This is a genomic window from Methylobacterium sp. J-068, from assembly GCF_022829445.1.
GTDB lineage: Bacteria > Pseudomonadota > Alphaproteobacteria > Rhizobiales > Beijerinckiaceae > Methylobacterium.
Genome location: NZ_JAKSXY010000065.1, coordinates 1 through 20,311, shown reverse-complemented (window position 1 = coordinate 20,311; position 20,311 = coordinate 1). Strand labels below are relative to the sequence as shown.

Genomic DNA, 20,311 nt, shown 5'->3' with positions numbered 1-20,311 from the left:
GGCCGTCGGCGCATCTGATGGTTCATATCTAAACCATTTCGCCCTGATCGAAAAGGGGGCGATCGGGCTGCGGCGCGCTTCACCGGTGGTTCCGCAATCGGCCGCGCCTTAACCGGGTGTTTACCAAGAATACCAAATGTCGGGGATACCGGATCTGCCGTTAACCCGAGGGCGCGTTTCCATGGGGCCGCGCGCCGATCGAGCCACGGACTTCGCCGAGTCAGGTTTGACGATGACACGCAACGCCACGCTCAACCTCGAAGGCTTCGACCCCGACGTTCTCGAAGCGGCGCGCGACGTGGCTCGCCGGGCCGGAATCCCGGTGGAGACCTGGATCGCCTCGATCGTCGAGCCCGGAGCCGTCCGGCCCGATCCCGTCCGATCCGAAGCCCCGCGGCCCGAGCCGATTCCGGCCACGAGGCCCGTGGACGCCCTCGAGGCTCCGCGCCGGATGCCGGCCGAGGAGACGCCCGCCGAGACGACGGCCGCCGCCGAGCCGGTCCCCCCGGCTCCGACCGAGCGGCATACCGAGACGAAGGCGGCGCCCCCAGAGCTTCCCGCTGCCGGCATCGACACCGCCCTGTCCGAGATGATGCGGCGGCTCGACGCCATCGACCAGCGCATGACCCGCGAGAACGCGGCCACCCAGCAGGCCGCCGGCCGGCCGGTCGCGGAGATCGAGGCGCGCCTCGGCGCCGTGGCCCCGCCCTCGTCCCCCGAGATGACCCAGCGGCTCGCCGAGATCGAGCGCCGGATGACCGACATCAGCGAGCAGCTCGCGACGGCGCGGCCGATCGGCCGTCGTGGCCGGCCGGCGGTGACGGAGATCCGCGATGCCGTGAGCGAGATCCGGCAGCGCCAGCGCGAACTCGCGGGCGGCGCGTCCCCGGCGGCGCGCGACGAGGCGCCGAAGGCGAACGCTCCCGCCATCGCCGAGCTTCAGACCGAGACGAGCCGCCTGCGCGAATCCATCGGCGGCCTCGCCAGCGGCCGCGACGTCACGGCGCTGGAGCAGGCCATGCGCGCCCTCGCGGCCGACGTTCAGCGGGCGCAGGCCCCCTCCGAGCTCGCCGCCATCGCGGCGCCGATCGAGCTGATCCGCGTCCAGGTGGAGCGCCTGGCCGAGGATGTGGCAGAGAACGTCCACGCCCGCGTCGCGGCCGATGTCGAGCGCCTCGCCGCGAAGGTGGATGGCGCGTTCCACGGCGCGCCGGCCGGATTCGCCGATCAGGACGTCCTCGGCGGCTTGTTCCGCGAACTCGACGAGATCCGTCGCCTGATCTCCGCGCTCGCCGGACCGGAGCGGATCCAGAGCCTCGCCTCCGGCCTGCAGGCGATCAGCGCCCAGATCTCCCAGCTTCAGGAGGGACGGCCGGGCGAAGGCAGCGGCTTCGCCGAACTGCGCCCCCTGCTGGAGGAGATCCGCAGCGGCCTGCGCGCCGGCCCGGACGCCGCCATCGGCGAGCAGATCCAGGAGATGGGGGCCAAGCTCGACGCGTTGCGCGGCAGCGCGCCGATGAACGCGGGCGCCCAGTCGGACGCGATCCTGCACCGTCTCGACGCCCTCGCCGAGCAGGTCGAGCGCGTCCACATCAATCCGGTCGGCGACCTGATCGGCCGGCTGGAGGATCTCGGCGCGACCCTGCGCCGGCCCGTGCTGCCGGGCGAGGACGTCGCCTCCATCCACGGCATGCTGCACGACCTGACGGTCAAGCTCGACCGGATCAGCACCGGCGACGGTCCGCGCGACGAGGGGCTCGACGCCCTGGAGCATCAGGTCCTGGCCCTGGCCGAGCGCATCGACTCGCGCGCCGCCGATCCGGCTCTGGCCGGCCTCGAACGGACCATGATCGACCTGCTCGATCAGGTCTCGGCCCTGCGGTCCGAGGCTCCGATCGAGGCCGCCATGGAGCGCGCCGCGCGCAACGCCGTGGCTGAGAGCATCGGCGCGGGCTCGGAAGCCGGCGAGGTCGGGTTGCTGCGGGCAAGCCTCGCGGATCTGCGCGCGCATCAGGTCGCGTCCGAGCAGCGCATGCAATCGACCCTCACCGGCGTCTACTCGGCGCTGGAACGTCTGGTCGGCCGCCTCGGCACCCTGGAGGGAGAGACCACACCGGCCGCTCCGGTTCGCACGGGTCGTGAGAGCCTCGCCGAGCGCGCGGCTTCGACATCCTCCACGCCGCGGCACGATGGCTTGCGTCGGGAAGGCTTGCGTCAGGACGGCTCGCGTCAGGAAGGCTTGCGTTCCGAGCGGCCCTCCCTGTCGGCCGCGCTCAACACCGGTCCGGACCTGCCCCTGGAGCCCGGCGCCGGGCGCCCGGGCCGCGAGCGGGCCGTCGAAACCAGCGACGCGCCGTCCGGCACCGACAGCGACATCAAGTCCAGCTTCATCGCCGCCGCCCGCCGGGCCGCGCAGGCCGCGCAGGCCGAGGCGGCGGGCCACGCCGTTTCGCTCGAGTCCAAGGACGCGCGCGGCCCTGCGAGCCCGGCGCGCCGGGAGAGCCGGTTGGCACGCCTCCGTGGCGAGATCGACCGCCGCCGCAAGCCCCTGCTCCTCGGCCTCGCCGCCATCGTGCTCGTCCTCGGCGCACTCCAGGCGGTGAATGCGCGCCGGTCGAGCGGCGAGGCGGCGCCGGTGACGGCCGAGACCAGGACCCTGTCCCAGCCGGCCCCCGAGATGGCCCGTGATGCGAACCGCGCCGCCGAGGCGCCCTTGGCCGATGCCCCGGCCGGCGACGGGAGCGCCCCGCCGAAGCCGCTGCCCGATCCGCAGACGACGCAATCCCTGGCCGAGACCCCTCCGGCCGCCGCGCGGTCGGTCGCGGCCCCGGCGGGGGTGCCTCGCCTCACCGGGGCGGCGAGCCTGTCGGGTGATCTCGCGGTGGTGCCTCCCGCGCTCGCCAAGCTGCGCAAGGCGACCCTCGACGGCGACGGAAGCGCGGCCTTCGACCTCGCCTCCCGCGCCGCCGAGGGACGCGGCATGACCCGCGACGTTCCGCTCGCCGCCAAGATCTTCGAGAAGCTCGGGAGCGCCGGTTACGCGCCGGCGCAGTACAAGCTCGGCAGCCTGCACGAGAAGGGCGTCGGCCTGCCCCGCGACCTCACTCAGGCCAAGCTCTGGTACGGCCGCGCCGCCGAACTCGGCAATGCCCGCGCCATGCACAACCTCGCGGTGATCTACGCCGAGAATCCCGGCGCCCACGGCAAGCCCGATTTCACCACCGCCTCGCAATGGTTCAAGCGCGGCGCCGAGTTCGGCCTGCGCGACAGCCAGTACAACCTCGCGGTGCTCTACGCGCGCGGCCTCGGCGTCCAGCAGGACCTGGAGCAATCCTACCTCTGGTTCTCGGCCGCCTCGGCCCAGGGCGACAGCGACGCCGCCAAGAAGCGCGACGACGTCGCGGCCAAGCTCGATGCAAAGGCCCTCGCGGGCGCGAAGGCCCTGGCCGCCGCGTTCAAGGCCCGGGTGCCCGACCCCGCCGCCAACGAGCCTCCGCCGGCCCTCGCCGTCGAGGCTCCGATGAGCCTCCTCGGCGCCCCGCCGCCGAACGCGGTGCCGACCACGCCCCGCCGCATCTGACACGAGACCTCGATGAGCCTGACTCATCGAGGTCTGCCCACGCGGCGGCGGGCGTCCGCCGAACCGGCAGGAGGCATGCTCATCGAGACCGGGTCCGAGCGTCGGCGGCGACCGGCATGCGGGCTTCTGCCGCCTTTGCGCGATGCAGCGGACATGACGTCTCGGCGTTAGGGTCAGGGAGCGGGATCGGACTCACGGTTCGTGAGGCCATGATCCCGCGCTCGATTCTCCCGCCTCGCTGCCCGCCGTGGCGGCCTCGATATCCGGAGTGCCGATGGCGCGCGTGACGACGGTTCCGGCGGTGGCCCTCATCCTGGGCATCGCCGGGCTGATTCCGTTCCTGGGCTTTGCCCTGCTCGCCGTCAGCGGCAGCGATGGCGGCCTCAGCACCATAGGCCTGAGCCCGCGCCTCATGCTCTCGACCTACGGCGCCGTCATCGCCTCGTTCCTCGGCGGAATCCGCTGGGGCGCCGCCGCCGCCCGCAATTCCGGCGGCGCGGATTACGCCATCGCCATTCTACCTTCGCTGATCGCCTGGGCGGCCCTGGCCGCGCCCGTCCCGTGGGACCTGCGCATCCTCGGCATCCTCGTACTGGCCTGGGGCCTCATCGACCAGGACCTGCCGCGTCGCGGCCTCGTCCCGGTCTGGCTCGGCCGTCTGCGACTGGCCCTGTCGGGCGTTGCCGGGGTCTCCCTGCTGATCGCCGCGTGAGACCGACTTTCACGTGATCGAAGCCCAGATCCGCCATTCCGAAGGGATCGACCGGATTGGTCTGATCAATCCTTGCTCAACATCGCCTTGCCGATGGCGAAAACACGGCCGTCACCGAGGAGATGCGCCGTGAAGCCCGCCGGAAACAGCGGTTCGAAGGCCGCGTTGCGGACGTTGAGCCCCCCCGCATAGGCCCCGAAGGCGGGCATGATCAGGCGGCGCCCGTCGGTGACGAAGCAGCGCCGCCGCACGGCCCGCCCGCGCATCGCGACCTTGCCGCAGGGATGCAGGTGGCCGGCGACCTCGCCCTCGGGGGCGTCGGCGGTCGGTTCGTGCCGCAGGGTCAGGCCGCCGAGGCTCAGGGTCTCGGCGTAGCGCCCGCCGACGCCCTCGCTGACCGCATGATCGTGGTTGCCCGCGATCCAGACCCAGTCGCGCCCCTCCTGCAGGGCCGCTACCATGGCGCGGTCGCCCGGCTCCATCCGCTCGGGGCCGCGCGCGTCATGGAACGAATCGCCGAGGGCCACGACGCGCGCGGGCTCGAGGCGGACCACGACCTCGTGCAGGCAGGCCAGGGTCTCGCGGGTGTCGTAGGGCGGCAGGAACTGGCCCGAGCGCGCCGCGTAGGCGGAGCCCTTCTCCAGGTGGAGATCGGACACGATCAGGGTCCGGTGGGCCGCGAGCCAGAGGCCGCCGCAGAGGTCGAGGGCGAGGGTCTCTCCGGCCAGCGTCAGGCCGGGCGACCGGGTGGTCTTCTCAAGTCTCTGGCCGAGCGCCAAAACCGCATCCTCTGTGTTCGGAACCGGGCGCTTCACCACGTGCTCAGGCCAGTGCTTCTTCGAGCATCTGCGCCTCGGCTTCGGCCAGGATCTCGTCCGCGCCCTCGCCGTAGACCCGCTCGCGCCCGATCTCGAGCATCACGGACACGGAGAGGGGCGAGACGCGATCGAGCGCCTTGTGGATGATTCGCCCCTGGATGCGTCTCAACATCATACCGAGGCGCTTCACGTCGAGGAGTCCGGTTGCCGCATCCTGACGCGCCGCCCGGAGCAGGAGGTGGTCCGGCTGGTGCTTGCGCAGCACGTCGTAGACGAGATCCGTCGAGATCGTGACCTGTCGGCCGGTCTTGGCCTGGCCCGGATAGCGCCGTTCGATCAGCCCGGCGATTACCGCGCATTGCCGGAAGGTGCGCTTCATCATGGCGGATTCGTCGAGCCAGGCTTCGAGGTCGTCGCCCAGCATGTCCTCGGCGAACAGGCTCTCCAGGAAATCCGGCTCCCGGCCGATGCGCTCGCCGACATCGCGGTTGAGAAAGATCGCGATGCCGTAATCATTGGCGGCGAAGCCCAGCGGCCGCATCCGCGCCCGTTCCAGGCGCCGCGTCAGCAGCATGCCCAGGGTCTGATGCGCGAGGCGCCCCTCGAACGGAAACGCCGTGAGGTAGTGGCGCCCGGCGCGCGGGAAGGTCTCGACCAGCAGGTCGCGCTCGCCCGGCAGCAGCGAGCGGCTGCGCTGCTGGAGCAGGTAGTCCGAGACCTGTTTCGGCAGGCGGTCCCACGCGAAGGGGTCGGCGATGAGGGCGCGCACGCGGGCGGCGAGGAAGGTGGAGATCGGGAACTTCGCCCCCGCGTAGGAGGGGATCGCCGGGTCGGTGCCGGGGCCGGCGCGCGTCGCGAGAGCCTCGTCCTCGGACAGGCCCTCGAAGCGCAGCACCTCGCCGGCGAACAGGAAGGTGTCGCCCGGCGTCAGCGTGTCGGCGAAATCCTCCTCGATCTCGCCGAGCACGCGACCGCCCTTGGGCAGGATCGCGCCGGGCTTAGCCCGCACCCCGCGGGCGAGGCGCACCTTCACCTTGGCGGATTCCACGATGGTGCCGACGTTCATGCGGTATTGCTGGGCGATGCGGGCGTCGCGCACGCGCCACAGGCCGTCCGGCCCGCGCAGGATCTTGGCGAAGCGCTCGTAGGCGCGCAGAGCGTAGCCGCCGGTCGCGACGTAATCGACCACCGCCTCGAAATCCTCCCAGGACAGGGTCGCGTAGGGCGCCGCCGAGGTGATCTCCTCGTAGAGCCGGTTCGCGTCGAAGGCATCGGCGCAGGCCATGCCGAGCACGTGCTGGGCCAGCACGTCGGGGGCGCCGAGGCGGGCGTCCGGCGTGTCCTGGGCGGCGGCCTCCACCGCGTCGAGGGCGGCCTGGCACTCCAGCATCTCGAACCGGTTGGCGGGCACGAGATAGGCCTTGGAGGGCTCGTCCATGCGGTGGTTGGCGCGGCCGATGCGCTGCATGATCCGGCTCGCGCCCTTCGGCGCGCCGATATTCACCACGAGGTCGACGTCGCCCCAGTCGATGCCGAGATCGAGGGTCGCGGTGCAGACGATGGCCCGCAACTGCCCCGCCGCCATCGCGGCCTCGACCCGGCGGCGCTGCGTCGCGTCGAGGGAGCCGTGATGCAGGGCGATCGGGTGGTTCGCCTCGTTGATCCGCCAGAGTTCCTGGAAGGTGTACTCGGCCTGGAGCCGGGTGTTGACGAAGACCAGCACGGTGCGGTGCCGGCCGATCAGGTCGTAGATCGCCGGCATGGCCTGCCAGGCGGTGTGACCGGCGAGCGGCAGGGTGAGGCCGGTGTCGAGCATGTGCAGGTCCGGCGCGGCGCCGCCCTTCACCACCACGAGTTCGGCCATGCCCGAAGACCCGTTCCCCTCGGGGGCGGGAGGATCGGGGCGCTGCGGCACCAGGTATCGCCGCAACGCGTCCGGCTCGCGCACGGTCGCCGAGAGGCCGATCGCGGCCAGCCCCGGGCTCAGCCGGTGCAGGCGCGCCAGGGCGAGCGAGAGGAGGTCGCCGCGCTTCGAGGTGACGAGGGCGTGCAATTCGTCGAGGACGACGCAGGACAGGGTGGCGAAGAAATCCGCCGCCTCGCGATGCGCGATGAGCAGGGCGAGCTGTTCGGGCGTGGTGAGCAGGATGTCGGGCGGGCGCGTGATCTGGCGCGTGCGCTTGTGCGAGGGCGTGTCGCCGGTGCGGGTCTCGACCCGGATGTCGAGGCCCATCTCGGCGATCGGTGCCTCGAGGTTGCGCGCGATGTCGACCGCGAGCGCCTTCAGGGGCGAGATGTAGAGGGTGTGCAGGCCGCGCGCCTTGGGCGACGGCGGGCGCCCCGCCAGCGCGGTCAGGCTCGGCAGGAAGCCCGCCAGGGTCTTGCCCGCGCCCGTGGGAGCCACGAGCAGGGCCGAGCGCCCGGCGCGCACGAGGGCGAGGAGTTCGAGCTGGTGCGGCCTGGGCGACCAGCCGCGCGACGCGAACCAGGCCGCGAAGCGCTCCGGCAGAACGTCCGCGGGTTTGCGCTTGCTCAGGCCAGGGCCATCAGGAACCGGTCGATCAGTTCCAGCGCCCGCTCGGTCATCGCGCCGGGATAGCGCACGAAGACGTGGCAGCCCCCCGGATAGATCGCCGTGTGCCCGCCATTGCCGGCGGCCGCCCAGCGGGCCGACATGTAGAGGGTGTCGTCGAGGAGCGGATCGTGCGTGCCCACCGTGAACAGGGCCGGCGGAAGGCCCTTCAGGTCGGCATAGAGCGGCGACACGTCGGGGCGGCGCCGGTCGATCCCGTCGCGCACGTAGACGTCGGCGAAGCGCGTCAGGTCCTCGGTGTTCACCACGAGGCGCGGCTCGCCCCAGTTGCGCACGCTCGGGGTCAGACCGAGGTCGAAAAACCCCGCGTTGAGGTTGGCGCCCCGGAAGGCGCGCGGCAGGCCGTGCCGGTCGCGCAGGCGCAGGAGCACCATCACGGCGAGCTGCGCGCCCGCCGATTCGCCGCCGATCGTCAGGGCCGAGATGCCGAACTCGGCCTTGCCCGCCGTCGCGAGCCAGAGGGCGGCCGCCTCGCAATCCTCCAGGGCGGCGGGGTAGGGGTGTTCGGGTGCCAGCCGGTACTCCACCGAGAGGCAGACGAAGCCGCAGGCATCCGCGATCCGCTCCAGCCACGGGTCCTGCTCGTCGGCCGAGCCCCAGACCCAGCCGCCGCGATGGATGTGCAGGTAGGCGCCCCGCAGCTTCGCCCACTTCTTCGGGTTGGGGCGGATGACCCGCAGCGGCAGGGGGCCGCCGGGGCCGTCGATGGTCAGGATCTCGGCGCGGGCGCTGCGCGGCATGGCCGGCGAGGCCTGCGTGCCCTGACGGCGGCGCGCGCGCACCTCCGTCATCGGGATCGACCACGGATCGGTCTGCGCGGCGTGGGCGGCCACGATCTCGGCGTTCAGGCGCTTCGTGTCCGGATCGATCGTCGCCGGATCGAACAGGGCGTGGTCGATCATGAATCGGTTCGTTTCATTCGCAGGTCGGTCGACGGGAGCAGGACCGTCTCTCTAAAATGGGACCGTTCACGGATGGGAGCCATCCGTCTGAGGCGCGAAAGTCCCTAACGCCTCAGGGGGCGTCCGGTTTCGCCAGGGCTGTGTCGCTTCTGTCACGGTTCCGCCGGGTTCGGCGGCTTCTGAGAGTGGACCGGACGCGGGCGAGACACCACGTGGCACAATACGGAACGCCGCGGGACCCGACTCGGCCGGATCTCGGCCCGCGCGTCCCCAGGAATCTTGTTTCCCAGGAACCATGTCATGACCCTCGACCACGACCCGCGCCGCCCGTCGGCCTATCCCGGCCAGCCCTATGCGGGCGAAACCTTTCCGGTGCGGGACCGGCGCTCGGCCCTGCGCCGCTTCCTCGGCGGCTCGCCGGCCGCCGTCTTCATGAAGCTGCTGTTCCTGTCGGTGCTGGTCGGCGCCGTGATGGCGATGCTCGGCGTCACGCCCGGGCTGCTGTTCTGGCACGCCTACGACGCGGTGCGCACATTGATCGACCTCGGCCTCGACACCTTCCATGATTTCGGCCGCTGGATCGTGGCCGGCGCCGTGGTGGTGGTGCCCCTGTGGCTGCTGTCGCGCTTCTTCGCGGTGTCGAAGTAGCAGGACCGCGCGAACATCCTGGCGCGCGCTCGTCCGACGCGAAACGAAACGGGCCGGTGTCTCCACCGGCCCGTTTCGCATTGTCGTCGACGTCCGAAGGCTCAGCGCTGGACGATGACCTTCGCGCCGACCTTGGCGCGGGTGTAGAGGTCGGCGACATCGTCGTTGGTCATGCGGATGCAGCCCGAGGACACGGCGGTGCCGATCGTCTCCGGCTCGTTCGAGCCGTGGATGCGGTAGATCGAGTTGCCGAGATACATGGCGCGGGCGCCGAGCGGGTTCTCGATGCCGCCCTTCATGAAGCGCGGCAGGTCGGGACGGCGGCGCAGCATCTCGGCCGGGGGACGCCAATCCGGCCACTCGCGCTTCATCGTGATGGTCTGCACGCCGCCCCAGGTGAAGCCCGGACGGCCGACGCCGACGCCGTAACGCAGGGCCTTGCCGTCACCCAGCACGTAGTACAGCCGCCGCTCGGCGGTGGAGACCACGATGGTGCCGGGGGCGTAGCTGCCCGCGAAGGCGACTTCCTCGCGCTGGATCGCCGACATCTGCGGCACCGCCGAGGACGGGGTCATCGGGTCGGCCGGCAGGGAAGCGTTGGCGGTGGGGATCGCCACCGGCTCGTTCTGCGGACGCACCCGGATGACGAGGGCGTTGTCGAGCGGCTGGCGGGTGAGGGGGTCGATCTCGTAGGCGGCAGCGGGCGAAGCCCACGCGCCCAGCGCACAGACGAGCCCGGTCAGGGCGGGGGCGAAACGGCGCATCGGGGCCTCTCGAAGGCGAATGAAGTCTGTGGAAACGCAGTGGAAAACTTGACGCACGTTACGGCGCGAAGTGTGCCCAAGACGTAAACGCTCACGCTTCAAAGCCAAGCTCTATTCGCAGTGCAACGGCGCTTGCCGGGGCGTCGTGATTTCGTGGCAACACCGTGGCACCTCGGCCATACGGCCGGGGATCAGACCGCGTCGAGGCCGAGGTCGATGATCGGCGCGCTGTGGGTGATCCAGCCGCAGGAGATGAGATCCACGCCGGAGGCGGCGACCGCCCCCACGGTGTCGCGGTTGATCCGGCCGGACGCCTCCGCGATGGCGCGGCCGTCGATCATCGCGACGGCCTTCGCCAGTTGCTCGGGGCTCATGTTGTCGAGGAGCACCGCGTCGGCGCGCACCGAGAGCGCCTGTTCGAGCTGCTCCAGGGTGTCGACCTCGACCTCGATCTTCACGAGGTGCCCCGCATAGGCCCGCGCGCGCGTGATCGCCGGCACGATGCCGCCCGCGACCGCCACGTGGTTGTCCTTGATCAGCACCGCGTCGTCGAGGCCGTAGCGGTGGTTCGAGCCGCCCCCGGCCCGCACCGCGTGCTTCTCCAGCGCCCGCAGGCCGGGCGTGGTCTTGCGCGTGCAGACGATGCGGGCCTTGCCGTGCGGCTGCGCGGCCTCGACCAGGGACGCGGTTGCGGTGGCGACGCCGGACATCCGGCACAGGAGGTTTAGCGCCACCCGCTCGGCGGTGAGGATGGCGCGGGCCGGGCCGGCGAGGCGGATCACCACGTCGCCCGGCGCCACGCGGGTGCCGTCGCCGCGCTCCACGATCACCGAGACGCTCGGGTCGATCAGCCCGAAGGCGATCACCGCCGTGTCGACGCCGGAGATCACGCCGTCCTGGCGGGCGGCGATGACGCCTTCGAGCCGGGCGCTCGCCGGCACGATGGCGTCGGTGGTGATGTCGCCGGCCCGTCCGAGATCCTCCAGCAGCGCGGCGCGGACGATCGGCTCCACCATCAGGCGGGGCAGGGGGGCGAGGTCGGGGCGGTCAAGCATGTCGACTGGCTCTCGAAAGGGGGGACGGGGCGCGTGGCGGCTCAGGCCGTCACGACGCCACGGGCCGGCTCCGGCGCATCGGCCCGGAGCGTCTCGGCGATGGCCCAGAGGTCCGCGAGCGTCACCTCCGTGTGCCGCGGCGGCTCCTGCGCCGGATGATCGCTGCGCCAGTGCGCGCCGCGGCTCTCCCGGCGGGTGACGGCCGAGGCCGCGATGGCGAGGCCGGTCAGCGCCGCGTCGCAGCCCGCCCGCGCGGTCGGCGCGAGGCTGCGCACGGCCCGGGTCAGCCCCTCCGCGTCGCGCACCACGCCGACCTCGCCGTCCATGACGTGCCGCAAGGCTTCGAGATCGGAGGGGCCACGCTCCGGTTCCGCCTCAGCGCGGGCCTGGCCCGGCGCGGGCAGGGCGCCGACGGCCTCGGCGATCCAGGGGGCGAAGGCCATGGCTTCGAGGAGCGAGTTGCTGGCGAGACGGTTGGCCCCGTGCAGGCCCGTGGAGGCGACCTCGCCGCAGGCGAAGAGACCCGGCACCGTGCTGGCGCCGGCCGCATCCACCTTCACGCCGCCCATGTGGTAATGCGCGGCGGGCCGCACCGGAATGGCCTGTACGCGCGGGTCGATGCCCGCTCCCGCGCAGAGGCCCGCCACCGTGGGAAACCGGGTCTCCATGCGGGCCCCGAGGGCGCCGCGACAATCGAGGAACACCCGCGCGCCGCGTGCCTGGGCCTGGAAGATGCCGCGCGCCACCACATCGCGGGGCGCGAGGTCCCCGCCCGCGATGCCCGCCATGACGGGGGCCCCGGTCGCGTCGATCAGCCGGGCGCCTTCGCCGCGCAGGGCCTCGGTGGCCAGCGGCATCGGATCGGCGCCCGTGGCGATGGCGGTGGGATGGAACTGCACGAACTCCATGTCGCGCACGGTGGCGCCCGCCCGCATGGCGAGGGCGAGGCCGCGCCCGGTGGCGCCGCGCGGGTTCGTGGTCGAGGCGTAGAGGGCGCCGACGCCGCCGGTGGCGAGCACCACCGCGCGGGCCGGCAGGGCGAAGCGCTGTCCGTCGCGCTCGCAGACCACGCCGGCCACGGCCCCGTGCGCGTCCCGCATCAGGGCGCGGGCCGAGGCGACGAGCACGGTGACGGAGGGGGTGCGCCCGATCACCCGCACCAGAGTCTCGAGCACGAGACGGCCGGTGGAATCCCCGCCCGCCCGCACGATGCGGCGGCGGGAATGCGCGGCCTCCAGCCCGAGGGCGAGGTCCCCGGCCGCGTCCCGGTCGAAGGGCGCCGCGAGGCCCACGAGCCAGTCGATCAGGCCCGGACCGGCGGCCGCGACCCGCGCGGCCACCTCGGGTTCGCTCAGGCCGGCGCCCGCCGCCAGGGTGTCGGCGGCGTGCAGGGCGGGCGCGTCGTCGGCGCCCATGGCGGCGGCGATGCCGCCCTGGGCCCAGCCGGTGGCGGTGCCGGTTCCGAGCGGAGCGGCGGTGACGAGCGTCACCGGGTGCGGGGCGAGGCGAAGCGCGGTGGCGAGGCCGGCGATGCCGGCCCCGACCACCACGACCTGGTCGGTGCCCGGCAGCGCGAAGGAGAGGGGGGCGTGCGCGTTCATCGGGTGCGCACCGCGAGCATGCGCTCAACCGCCATCCGGGCACGCCCGGCGAGTTCCGGCTCGACCGTCACTTCGTGCGTCATCGTCTCCAGGGCGTGGCGGATGTTCTTCAGGCTCATGCGCTTCATGTGCGGGCACAGGTTGCAGGGCTTGATGAACTCGATGTCCGGGTTGGCCGCCGCGATGTTGTCGCCCATGGAGCACTCGGTCACGAGCACCACCTGCTTGGGGCGCTTCTCCAGCACGAAGTTCATCATCATCGCGGTGGAGCCCGAGAAGTCGGCCTCGGCGACCACCTCCGGCGGACATTCCGGGTGGGTGATGACGGTGACGCCGGGATAGCTCTCGCGCACCTCGCGGATGTCGGCGGGGGTGAACTGCTCGTGCACCTCGCAATGCCCGGCCCAGGTCAGGATCTCGACCTCGGGGATCATCGCCTGGACGTTCTGCGCCAGGAACTCGTCCGGGATCATGAGGACGCGGGGCGCGTTCAGCGAGCGCACCACCTCGACGGCGTTGCCGGAGGTGCAGCACAGGTCCGATTCCGCCTTCACGGCGGCCGAGGTGTTGACGTAGGTCACGATCGGCACGCCGGGATATTTCGCCCGCAGGCCGCGCACGTCGGCGGCGGTGATCGAATCGGCCAGCGAGCAGCCGGCGCGCGTATCCGGGATCAGCACGGTCTTGCCCGGGTTCAGGAGCTTGGCCGTCTCGGCCATGAAGTGCACGCCCGCGAGCACGATCACGTCCGCGTCCACCGTCACCGCCTCGCGGGCCAGCGCCAAGCTGTCGCCGACGATATCCGCCACCGTGTGGAAGATCTCCGGCGCCTGGTAGTTGTGGGCGAGGATGACGGCGTTGCGCGTCTTCTTCAGTTCCAGGATCGCCGCCACGTCGCCGGCGAGCGCCGGCCACTCGATCGCCGGCACGTGCCGGCTGACGCGGGCGTAGATGTTGGGCAGGGGCAGACCGCCGGGAATGCCCGCGACGTTCGTGCCGCCGACGTTCGTGCCGCCGAAGTTCGTGCCGCTCGGGAGACTGGTCGCCGCCATTGACGCGTCCTCACTTATGCTCAATCTGAGCATTGTGCCGACTAACGTAGGCGCGCCGCGCGGCCTTGTCCAGATATGCAGCCTTTGAGCATAACGTTTTTGCGGTGCGAGAATGACGCTGCACTGCGATTGTCATTCGCGCGATCGCCGGTCAGGCGGGCCTGCGCGCGGGCCTCAGCCGAAAGCCCGGCGCCGGGCGCTCCAGCAGGACCTCGCGGCGGAAGCGCACGAGGCGGGCCGGCCGGCCGGTGGCGCCGCTGGTCACGCCGTCCGTCTCCTCCACGAGGCCCTGCTGGGCCACGAGGCGCCGGAAGTTCTGCTTGTGCAGGTTCGTGCCCGAGAGCGCCTCCACCGTGCGCTGGAGCTGGAACAGCGTGAAGGTCGGCGGCATCAATTCGAAGACCACGGGGCGATACTTGATCTTGCCGCGCAGGCGCCCGATCGCGGTGGCGAGCACGCGGCGATGGTCGAGGGCCATGGGCTGGCCCGTCACCGGCAGGTCGCTGTCGCGCGCCTCGCCGGATTGCCCCTGCGCCTCCGGGATCAGCCCGGCCTCGAACAGCAATTCGTAGCGCTCCAGCACGCGCTCCTCGTTCCAGGCCCCGCCGCAGAGCCCGAAGGTGAGCCCGAGCCGGTCTTCGCGCCGGCGCCGCAGCTTCGGGTCGGTGGCGCCGTCCGCCCAGGCGAGGAGCTTGCCCTCGATCTCGGCGAGCGATTCGGGCCGGCCCGCCCGCCAGTCCTCCCAGGGCAGGTAGCGATACCAGTTGCGCCAGGAGGCCTCGGCGAGGCCGGCGGGCCGGACCTCGCGCACGAGGGCGAGATAGGCCACCGAGAGCGAGTGCAGGCCGCCGGCATCGTCGCCCTGCCGGTCACGGTCGCCGAAGGTGTAGAGCTGCTCGACATAGCCCAGGCGCTGGTGCGTCTGGCGCTCGACCCAGGCGCGCAGGCCCCGTTCGAGGGTCGGGTGCTCGGGCACCAGGGGGCCGGCCGGCAACCCGTCCGAGCGCCCCCTGGCCTGCCCGCCGACCTGGACGGTGAGCGCGCGCGGCTCGCCGTCGGTCGCCGCGACGATCACGGCCACGAGCCCGACGGCGGACGGATTGGAGAGCGCGCCCTCCGCCTGCCGCTGGGTCTCCTCCGCCATGGTCACGCTGTCCGATCCCCGCTTCGCTTCGGCCTGCTCATCGCATATCGCGGCCGCGCGATGAATGCGGAAAAACCGCCCCGTATCCTCCGTCCCGCCCCGTCAGCGCGCGGTCTTCGGAAGCCTGCGCGCGGGATTGCCGACGACGGTGGCGCCGGCCGGCACGTCGCGGGTCACCACGCTGCCGGCGCCCACGATGGCATCGTCCCCCACGGTGACGCCGGGCAGGATCAGGGCGCCGCCGCCGATCCAGACGTTGCGTCCGATCCGGATTTCCCGCGCGAATTCGAGGCCGGCCTCGCGCGGACCCGGCTCGCGCGGATGGTCCGGCGTGAGGATCTGCACGCCGGGGCCGATCTGGGTGCGCGCGCCGATGCTCACGGGCGCGCAATCCAGGATGACGCAGCCGTAGTTCAGGAAGACGTGGGCGCCGAGGCTGATGTGCAGCCCGTAATCGCAGTGGAAGGGGGGCCGCACCACCGCCCCCTCGCCGACGGCCGCGAAGCGCTCCCGCAGCAGGTCGCGCCGGATAGACGCCCCCTCGGTGAACGCCGCGTTGTAGCGCTGCATCCAGGCCTTGGCGGACTGGTGATCGGCGTGAAGCTCGGGATCGTCCGGATCGTAGAGGTCACCGGCGAGCATCTTCTGTTTCGGGGTGCGGTCCATGCGGGTGTCCGGCCTCCAGGGGAATGCGTGGGCAACGCCGTATGCGCGGACGAGGCTCCCACGCGCGACACACGGAAGTCGGCAGAGCTTCGTGCCGGACGGGGACATCCGGCTGCACCGTTAGCGGGCTCGTCGCCGCTCGGATGCCGCAGCCGACCCCATCCGTCAGGCGTTGCCATGGACCTCGCCGAACAGCGCGTGCGAGACGGCGACACGAAGTGCAACCTCTTGTCGGTCGCGCAACCGATGCATGATAATCGCGGGCCGAATGATCGGCTGGGGCGGTGTGATACTCCTATGGCCGGGGTTCTTCCGGTGGGAGACCCGACGGAACGTCAGGAGTTCTCCTGGAAGCGGGGCTGACTTCGATATCCATGAATACGAGCAGATATCTGAAGACTGTCATGGTCTACACACTCGTTGGTCCGCCCCTGGGTCTGCTGATCATCGCGTCTATCACAAGTATTTCCCATAATGGCTTGTTGAAGACATTTTCGCTGTTATTCGGGGTGATTTTCAATATCAGTGCCGCCGGGAGCGCAGGGATGATCATATTATCCTACGCTTTCGGAATTATCCCCGCGTTCATGTCCGGGGTTCTCTCCCTCTACGTCTTTGTGCTCGGGGCAAATCGTGCCATGCGCCTCGTTTTGTCGGTGCCGGTCGGTGCGGCCGCGATCGTTGCCTGGAGTACCTTTGGCTTCAGGGAGATTGACTGGATGTTCCCATCGTCTCTCTTCCGCACGGCCCTGTTCGGGGGCTTGGTCTCGCTGCTCTGCACCAGCCTGAACGAGATCGGTCACCGCGCGACGGCCGTCGAGACCTCACCCTGAGATGATCTGCCTTGGCGGGTGAATTTGGTGGGCGAAATAGGGTCGCCGCCACGCTCTGCGGACTTGGCCGTCGCCCTTCGGCCTCCATACCCTCCGTCATCCGAGGCTCACGCCCCCGCGCGCTTTCCCCTGCCACGAAGCGTCTGGGGGGGTACCAAGCGCCGGACGTTCTCGATTAGACTCGCGCGCCCAATCTGCGAACCGGGAGAAGCACAGCGTGATCGGACGGGACGAAGCCATCGGGACGGGCCGGCCGGTCGATCTGCGCCTCTACGGATTGCTCGACACCGGCGTGTCCGGCTTCGACGGGGCCAAGCTCGCCGCGATGGCGGCGGAGGCGGCCAGGGGCGGCTGCACCCTGCTGCAATACCGCGAAAAGTCGATCTCGGATGCCCGTGCCGCCCTGGCGCGCATCCGCGCCATCCATGCGGCGCTCGCCGGCACGGGGGTGCCGCTCCTCGTCAACGACCGGGTCGATCTGGCGCTGGCGGCCGGGGTCGAGGGGGTTCATCTCGGTCAGTCCGACCTGCATCCGGCCGACGCGCGCCGGCTGCTCGGGCGCGAGGCGATCATCGGCCTCACCCTGAAGAGCGGCGCGCAGGCCGACGAACTCTACCGCCTACCGGTGGACTATGCCTGCATCGGCGGCGTGTTCGCCACGGCGAGCAAGGACAATCCCGATCCGCCGGTGGGCCTCGACGGATTGGCCCGGATCATCTTCCGGGGGCGGCTCGCGCGCGGGGCCGCGTTTCCGCTCGGCGCCATCGCGGGCATCGATTCGAGCAATGCGGCGGCGGTGATCGGGGCCGGGGCCGATGGAATCGCGGTGATCTCGGCGCTGTTCGCCGGTGATTCCGTCGAAGGGCGGACCCGCGACCTGCGCGACCGAGTCGACACGGCCCTCGCGGCGCGGCGCGTGGCCGCCTAAGAGTGCCTCACAAAACTCCCGACCACCGCCGGCCCTCACGCTGGGCACGGCGGCGCAGCGGGAGTTTTGTGAGAGAGACTAAGCTCGCGCGATCGTTCGCGGGGAACGTCCGAAGGGGAACACCATGACACCGGTCGCCGTCACCATCGCGGGTTCCGATTCGAGCGGCGGCGCCGGAATCCAGGCCGACCTCAAGACCTTCGCGGCGCTGCGGGTCTACGGTGCCAGCGTGATCACCGCGCTGACGGCCCAGAACACGCGGGGCGTCCAGGCGATCCACGACGTGCCGGCCGATTTCGTCGCGGCCCAGATCGAGAGCGTGTTCTCCGATCTCACCGTCACGGCGGTGAAGATCGGGATGCTGTCCCAGGTCGCCACCATCGAGGCGGTGGCCGCCGGTCTGGCGCGCCACGCCGGATCGATCCCGATCGTCCTCGACCCCGTGATGGTCGCCACCTCCGGCGACAGGCTGATCTCGGAGGCGGCCGTGGAGGCCCTGCGCCGCCACCTGCTGCCGCTCGCCGACCTCGTGACCCCCAACCTGCCCGAGACCGCGACGCTGATCGGCGAGCCGACCGCCGAGAGCGAGAACGCCGCCGTGGCGCAAGGCCGGCGCCTCCTCGCCATCGGCGCCCGCGCGGTGCTGGTGAAGGGCGGCCACGGCGCAGGCAGCGAGAGCGTCGACCACCTGATGGGCGCCGACGGCACGCTCCGGCGCTTCGCCGCGCCCCGTACCGAGACCCGGAATACGCACGGCACCGGCTGCACGCTCTCCTCGGCGGTCGCGGCCGGACTGGCGCGCGGGCTGGCGCTGGAGGCGGCGGTGGCGGCGGCCAAGCGCTACGTCTCGGCCGCGATCGTGGCCGCCGACCGCGTCGCCGTCGGTCGCGGACACGGGCCGGTGCATCATTTCCACGCCCTCTGGACCTGACCGCGCCTTGCGCGCATGCCCCGTTTGCGTTTGAAGTAACGCACAAGCGTCCGCTTAACGGAACGGATGCGCGGAAATCGGGTACGATGGAAGACCAGTTGACGACGCCCGAGCGTGGGCGGCAGCGTGACATCCTCACCGGGGCGCAGGTGCTCTCCGGCCAGCTCGGCAAGACGATCCAGCGCCTGCGCAAGGCCTACAACCTCTCGCTCTCGGAATTGGCCGAGCAATCCGGCGTCGCCAAGTCGATCATCAGCCAGATCGAGCGCAACGAGACCAACCCGACGCTCGCCACGATCTGGCGCCTGAGCCAGGCCCTCGACGTCTCGATCGAGCGGGTGCTCGCCACCAGCGACGAGGAGCCCTTCATCGAGAAGACCTCGCGGGCCGACACGCCGATCCTCGTCTCGGACGACGGCAAGGTGCGGCTCGCGATCGTCGGCTGGATCAAGACCGTCGAGTGGCTGCAATGGTACGAGGTCAGCGCCGATCCGGGCGGGCAGCTCGATTCCGATCCGCACCAGCGCGGCTCGGTCGAATCCCTGACCGTGACCGCCGGCATGCTCGAAGTCGAGGTCGCCGGCACCACCCAGCGCGCCCGCGCGGGCGAGACCCTGCGTTACCGCTGCGACCGGCCGCACACGGTGCGCTGCATCGGCGCCGAGCCCGCCAAGGCGATCATGGTGGTGATCATGAAGGCCGCCGTGATGGAGTAACGCTGCGGCCGTTCTGACGAGAGCGGCCGCAGCGTCGTTCGACCGGGACAGGTCGAGCCTCAGAACTTCGTGCCGCCGGAGAAGCGGAAGGCCTGGGTCTGGTCCTTTCCGACGCGTCCGAGGTAGGAGCCGTCGGTGGCGTAGGTCTTCACGCCCTCGTCCTTGGTCAGGGCATAGGCGTAGTCGAAGCGGATCGGCCCGAGCGGCGAGTTCCAGAGGATCGAGGCGCCGATCGAGGAGCGGATCGTCGCCTTGTCGCGCACGTTCACGCATTCCGGTTCGACGCCCACGGTCGAGGCGCTGTACGTGCATCCCGCCGTCGGGCTGTAGCCGTTGATGATGCCGTCGCCGTTCACGTCGAAGGTGCGCTTGCCCTTGTAGCCGAACAGCGTTCCGGCATCCGTGAAGAGCGCGCCCTTCAGGCCGAGATCGCGGGGGATGCCGGGCAGCGGGAACTGCACCTCGAGGGTGCCGCCGAAATAGGTCGAGCCGCCGAGGGCGTTGGAGCGGGAATCGGACGTACCGACGTCGCGGGGGCCGATGCCGTTGATGGCGAAACCGCGCACCAGCGAGGGGCCGAGGAAGAACTGGTCCGTGATGCGCAGGGGGTTGCCGTCGGTCGAGCCGATATGGCCGCCCTGGAACTTCAGGAAGCCGACCACGTCCTCCGCGAATTCCTTGTAGTAGCGGGCCTCTCCGGTGACCCGGTAGAAGTTCGAGTCGCCGCCGAGGCCGGCGATCTCCGGCTTCAGCTCGGCGTAGAACCCGTTTTTGGGCGCGGCGAAGTTGTCGAGCGTGGAATAGGCCAGCGTCACGCCCACGAGCGAGGTGAGCGTCGAGCCCTGCGCCGACTTGATGGCGATGGAGGCTTCGCCGTCGGACGTGCAGGTCGGATAGACGGCCTGGCCGGAGGCGTTCACGCTGGTGTAGCCGCTGATCGGGTTCGTACAATCGTCGTAGGGCTGCGAGAGCGTGTTGGGCACCTTCAGTTCGGTGTTGTAGAGCGAATAACGGAAGGTCACGCCGAACTCTTCGGTGATCGGCAGGCCGACGCGCAATTGACCGCCGTAGACGGTGGTGTTGTAGCGCGAATAACGTGCCTGATTGCTGTACTTGTAGAAAGCATCGAAGCCGGCCGCGAGGCGGTATCCGAGGAAGTACGGCTCGGTGAAGGAGAAGTCGAGGCCGCGCGAGTACTGGCCGCCGGTGCCGGCGACGCGGACGTATTGGCCGCGTCCCAGGAAGTTCGATTCCGAGACCGAGACCTCGCCGATGATGCCGTCCTGGGTGGAGTAGCCGCCCGCCACCGAGAACGAGCCCGTGGGCTGATCCTCGACGTCGATGTTGATGATCACCCGGTCGGCCGAG

Annotated in this window: 17 protein-coding genes; 7 read left to right on the top strand and 10 right to left on the bottom strand. The window is 71.0% G+C overall.

Annotation, left to right across the window (positions count from 1 at the left end):
* Positions 1-232: 232 nt before the first annotated feature.
* Positions 233-3,580, top strand: a complete 3,348-nt coding sequence (locus MKK54_RS09195) for a hypothetical protein (RefSeq protein ID WP_244010496.1) — start codon at positions 233-235, stop codon at positions 3,578-3,580.
* Positions 3,581-3,854: 274 nt separating this feature from the next.
* Positions 3,855-4,292, top strand: coding sequence for a DUF3429 domain-containing protein (locus MKK54_RS09190; RefSeq protein ID WP_244010495.1), 438 nt, complete (start codon positions 3,855-3,857; stop codon positions 4,290-4,292).
* Between the two features lie 65 nt (positions 4,293-4,357).
* Here MKK54_RS09190 and pdeM read toward each other — a convergent pair whose 3' ends face one another.
* From pdeM to MKK54_RS09175, 3 genes are read right to left on the bottom strand one after another with little or no spacing between them, the layout of a single operon-like run.
* A complete protein-coding gene (gene pdeM, locus MKK54_RS09185; protein ID WP_244010494.1) occupies positions 4,358-5,071 on the bottom strand; it encodes a ligase-associated DNA damage response endonuclease PdeM in 714 nt (237 codons plus the stop codon).
* A gap of 43 nt (positions 5,072-5,114) precedes the next feature.
* Positions 5,115-7,646: a ligase-associated DNA damage response DEXH box helicase gene (locus tag MKK54_RS09180; protein ID WP_244010534.1), complete on the bottom strand. Its 2,532-nt coding sequence runs from the start codon at positions 7,644-7,646 to the stop codon at positions 5,115-5,117.
* Complete coding sequence (locus MKK54_RS09175) at positions 7,643-8,605, bottom strand: alpha/beta hydrolase (protein ID WP_244010493.1); 963 nt, start codon at positions 8,603-8,605, stop codon at positions 7,643-7,645. The genes MKK54_RS09180 and MKK54_RS09175 overlap by 4 nt, the downstream gene beginning before the upstream one ends.
* 300 nt (positions 8,606-8,905) lie before the next feature.
* On the opposite strand from MKK54_RS09175, the gene MKK54_RS09170 reads away from it, so the two are divergent.
* Positions 8,906-9,253: a DUF6460 domain-containing protein gene (locus MKK54_RS09170; protein WP_244010492.1), complete on the top strand. Its 348-nt coding sequence runs from the start codon at positions 8,906-8,908 to the stop codon at positions 9,251-9,253.
* A 101-nt stretch (positions 9,254-9,354) separates the two neighbouring features.
* Here MKK54_RS09170 and MKK54_RS09165 read toward each other — a convergent pair whose 3' ends face one another.
* The 6 genes from MKK54_RS09165 to MKK54_RS09140 form a co-directional block, all read right to left on the bottom strand.
* Positions 9,355-10,017, bottom strand: coding sequence for a L,D-transpeptidase (locus MKK54_RS09165; protein WP_244010491.1), 663 nt, complete (start codon positions 10,015-10,017; stop codon positions 9,355-9,357).
* A gap of 191 nt (positions 10,018-10,208) precedes the next feature.
* Complete coding sequence (gene nadC, locus MKK54_RS09160) at positions 10,209-11,072, bottom strand: carboxylating nicotinate-nucleotide diphosphorylase (protein ID WP_244010490.1); 864 nt, start codon at positions 11,070-11,072, stop codon at positions 10,209-10,211.
* Between the two features lie 41 nt (positions 11,073-11,113).
* Positions 11,114-12,673: an L-aspartate oxidase gene (locus MKK54_RS09155; protein WP_244010489.1), complete on the bottom strand. Its 1,560-nt coding sequence runs from the start codon at positions 12,671-12,673 to the stop codon at positions 11,114-11,116.
* Entirely contained in the window at positions 12,670-13,758 is a 1,089-nt protein-coding gene (gene nadA, locus MKK54_RS09150; RefSeq protein ID WP_409564154.1) for a quinolinate synthase NadA, read from the bottom strand. Before nadA ends, MKK54_RS09155 begins: the two co-directional genes overlap by 4 nt.
* Positions 13,759-13,876: 118 nt before the next feature.
* Positions 13,877-14,869, bottom strand: coding sequence for an NUDIX hydrolase (locus MKK54_RS09145; RefSeq protein WP_244010487.1), 993 nt, complete (start codon positions 14,867-14,869; stop codon positions 13,877-13,879).
* Positions 14,870-14,971: 102 nt separating this feature from the next.
* Positions 14,972-15,535: a sugar O-acetyltransferase gene (locus MKK54_RS09140; RefSeq protein ID WP_244010486.1), complete on the bottom strand. Its 564-nt coding sequence runs from the start codon at positions 15,533-15,535 to the stop codon at positions 14,972-14,974.
* Positions 15,536-15,939: 404 nt separating this feature from the next.
* On the opposite strand from MKK54_RS09140, the gene MKK54_RS09135 reads away from it, so the two are divergent.
* From MKK54_RS09135 to MKK54_RS09120, 4 genes are all read left to right on the top strand, one after another.
* Complete coding sequence (locus MKK54_RS09135; protein WP_244010485.1) at positions 15,940-16,368, top strand: hypothetical protein; 429 nt, start codon at positions 15,940-15,942, stop codon at positions 16,366-16,368.
* A gap of 217 nt (positions 16,369-16,585) precedes the next feature.
* Positions 16,586-17,296 carry a thiamine phosphate synthase gene (gene thiE / locus MKK54_RS09130; RefSeq protein ID WP_244010484.1) on the top strand — a complete coding sequence of 237 codons (711 nt, stop codon included), beginning with the start codon at positions 16,586-16,588 and terminating at the stop codon, positions 17,294-17,296.
* A gap of 124 nt (positions 17,297-17,420) precedes the next feature.
* The gene (gene thiD, locus MKK54_RS09125; RefSeq protein ID WP_244010483.1) at positions 17,421-18,227 is read left to right on the top strand and encodes a bifunctional hydroxymethylpyrimidine kinase/phosphomethylpyrimidine kinase; all 807 of its coding nucleotides are present in this window, start codon (positions 17,421-17,423) and stop codon (positions 18,225-18,227) included.
* 86 nt (positions 18,228-18,313) lie between these two features.
* Positions 18,314-18,943 (top strand): helix-turn-helix domain-containing protein, encoded by a 630-nt coding sequence (locus tag MKK54_RS09120; RefSeq protein WP_244010482.1) that lies wholly within the window; start codon positions 18,314-18,316, stop codon positions 18,941-18,943.
* Between the two features lie 59 nt (positions 18,944-19,002).
* Here MKK54_RS09120 and MKK54_RS09115 read toward each other — a convergent pair.
* Positions 19,003-20,311, bottom strand: a 1,309-nt coding sequence (locus tag MKK54_RS09115) for a BamA/TamA family outer membrane protein (protein ID WP_244010481.1), incomplete at its 5' end; no start/stop codon positions are given.

What these genes read in the sequence shown, in the direction of transcription:
- MKK54_RS09135 (WP_244010485.1), top strand. Translation starts at nt 15,940, where the DNA reads ATGGTCTACACACTCGTTGGTCCGCCCCTGGGTCTGCTGATCATCGCG.
- MKK54_RS09140 (WP_244010486.1), bottom strand. Translation starts at nt 15,535, where the DNA reads ATGGACCGCACCCCGAAACAGAAGATGCTCGCCGGTGACCTCTACGAT.
- MKK54_RS09175 (WP_244010493.1), bottom strand. Translation starts at nt 8,605, where the DNA reads ATGATCGACCACGCCCTGTTCGATCCGGCGACGATCGATCCGGACACG.
- MKK54_RS09195 (WP_244010496.1), top strand. Translation starts at nt 233, where the DNA reads ATGACACGCAACGCCACGCTCAACCTCGAAGGCTTCGACCCCGACGTT.
- MKK54_RS09165 (WP_244010491.1), bottom strand. Translation starts at nt 10,017, where the DNA reads ATGCGCCGTTTCGCCCCCGCCCTGACCGGGCTCGTCTGTGCGCTGGGC.
- thiD (WP_244010483.1), top strand. Translation starts at nt 17,421, where the DNA reads ATGACACCGGTCGCCGTCACCATCGCGGGTTCCGATTCGAGCGGCGGC.
- MKK54_RS09145 (WP_244010487.1), bottom strand. Translation starts at nt 14,869, where the DNA reads ATGGCGGAGGAGACCCAGCGGCAGGCGGAGGGCGCGCTCTCCAATCCG.
- nadC (WP_244010490.1), bottom strand. Translation starts at nt 11,072, where the DNA reads ATGCTTGACCGCCCCGACCTCGCCCCCCTGCCCCGCCTGATGGTGGAG.
- nadA (WP_409564154.1), bottom strand. Translation starts at nt 13,758, where the DNA reads ATGCTCAGATTGAGCATAAGTGAGGACGCGTCAATGGCGGCGACCAGT.
- MKK54_RS09120 (WP_244010482.1), top strand. Translation starts at nt 18,314, where the DNA reads ATGGAAGACCAGTTGACGACGCCCGAGCGTGGGCGGCAGCGTGACATC.
- MKK54_RS09190 (WP_244010495.1), top strand. Translation starts at nt 3,855, where the DNA reads ATGGCGCGCGTGACGACGGTTCCGGCGGTGGCCCTCATCCTGGGCATC.
- MKK54_RS09155 (WP_244010489.1), bottom strand. Translation starts at nt 12,673, where the DNA reads ATGAACGCGCACGCCCCCCTCTCCTTCGCGCTGCCGGGCACCGACCAG.
- MKK54_RS09170 (WP_244010492.1), top strand. Translation starts at nt 8,906, where the DNA reads ATGACCCTCGACCACGACCCGCGCCGCCCGTCGGCCTATCCCGGCCAG.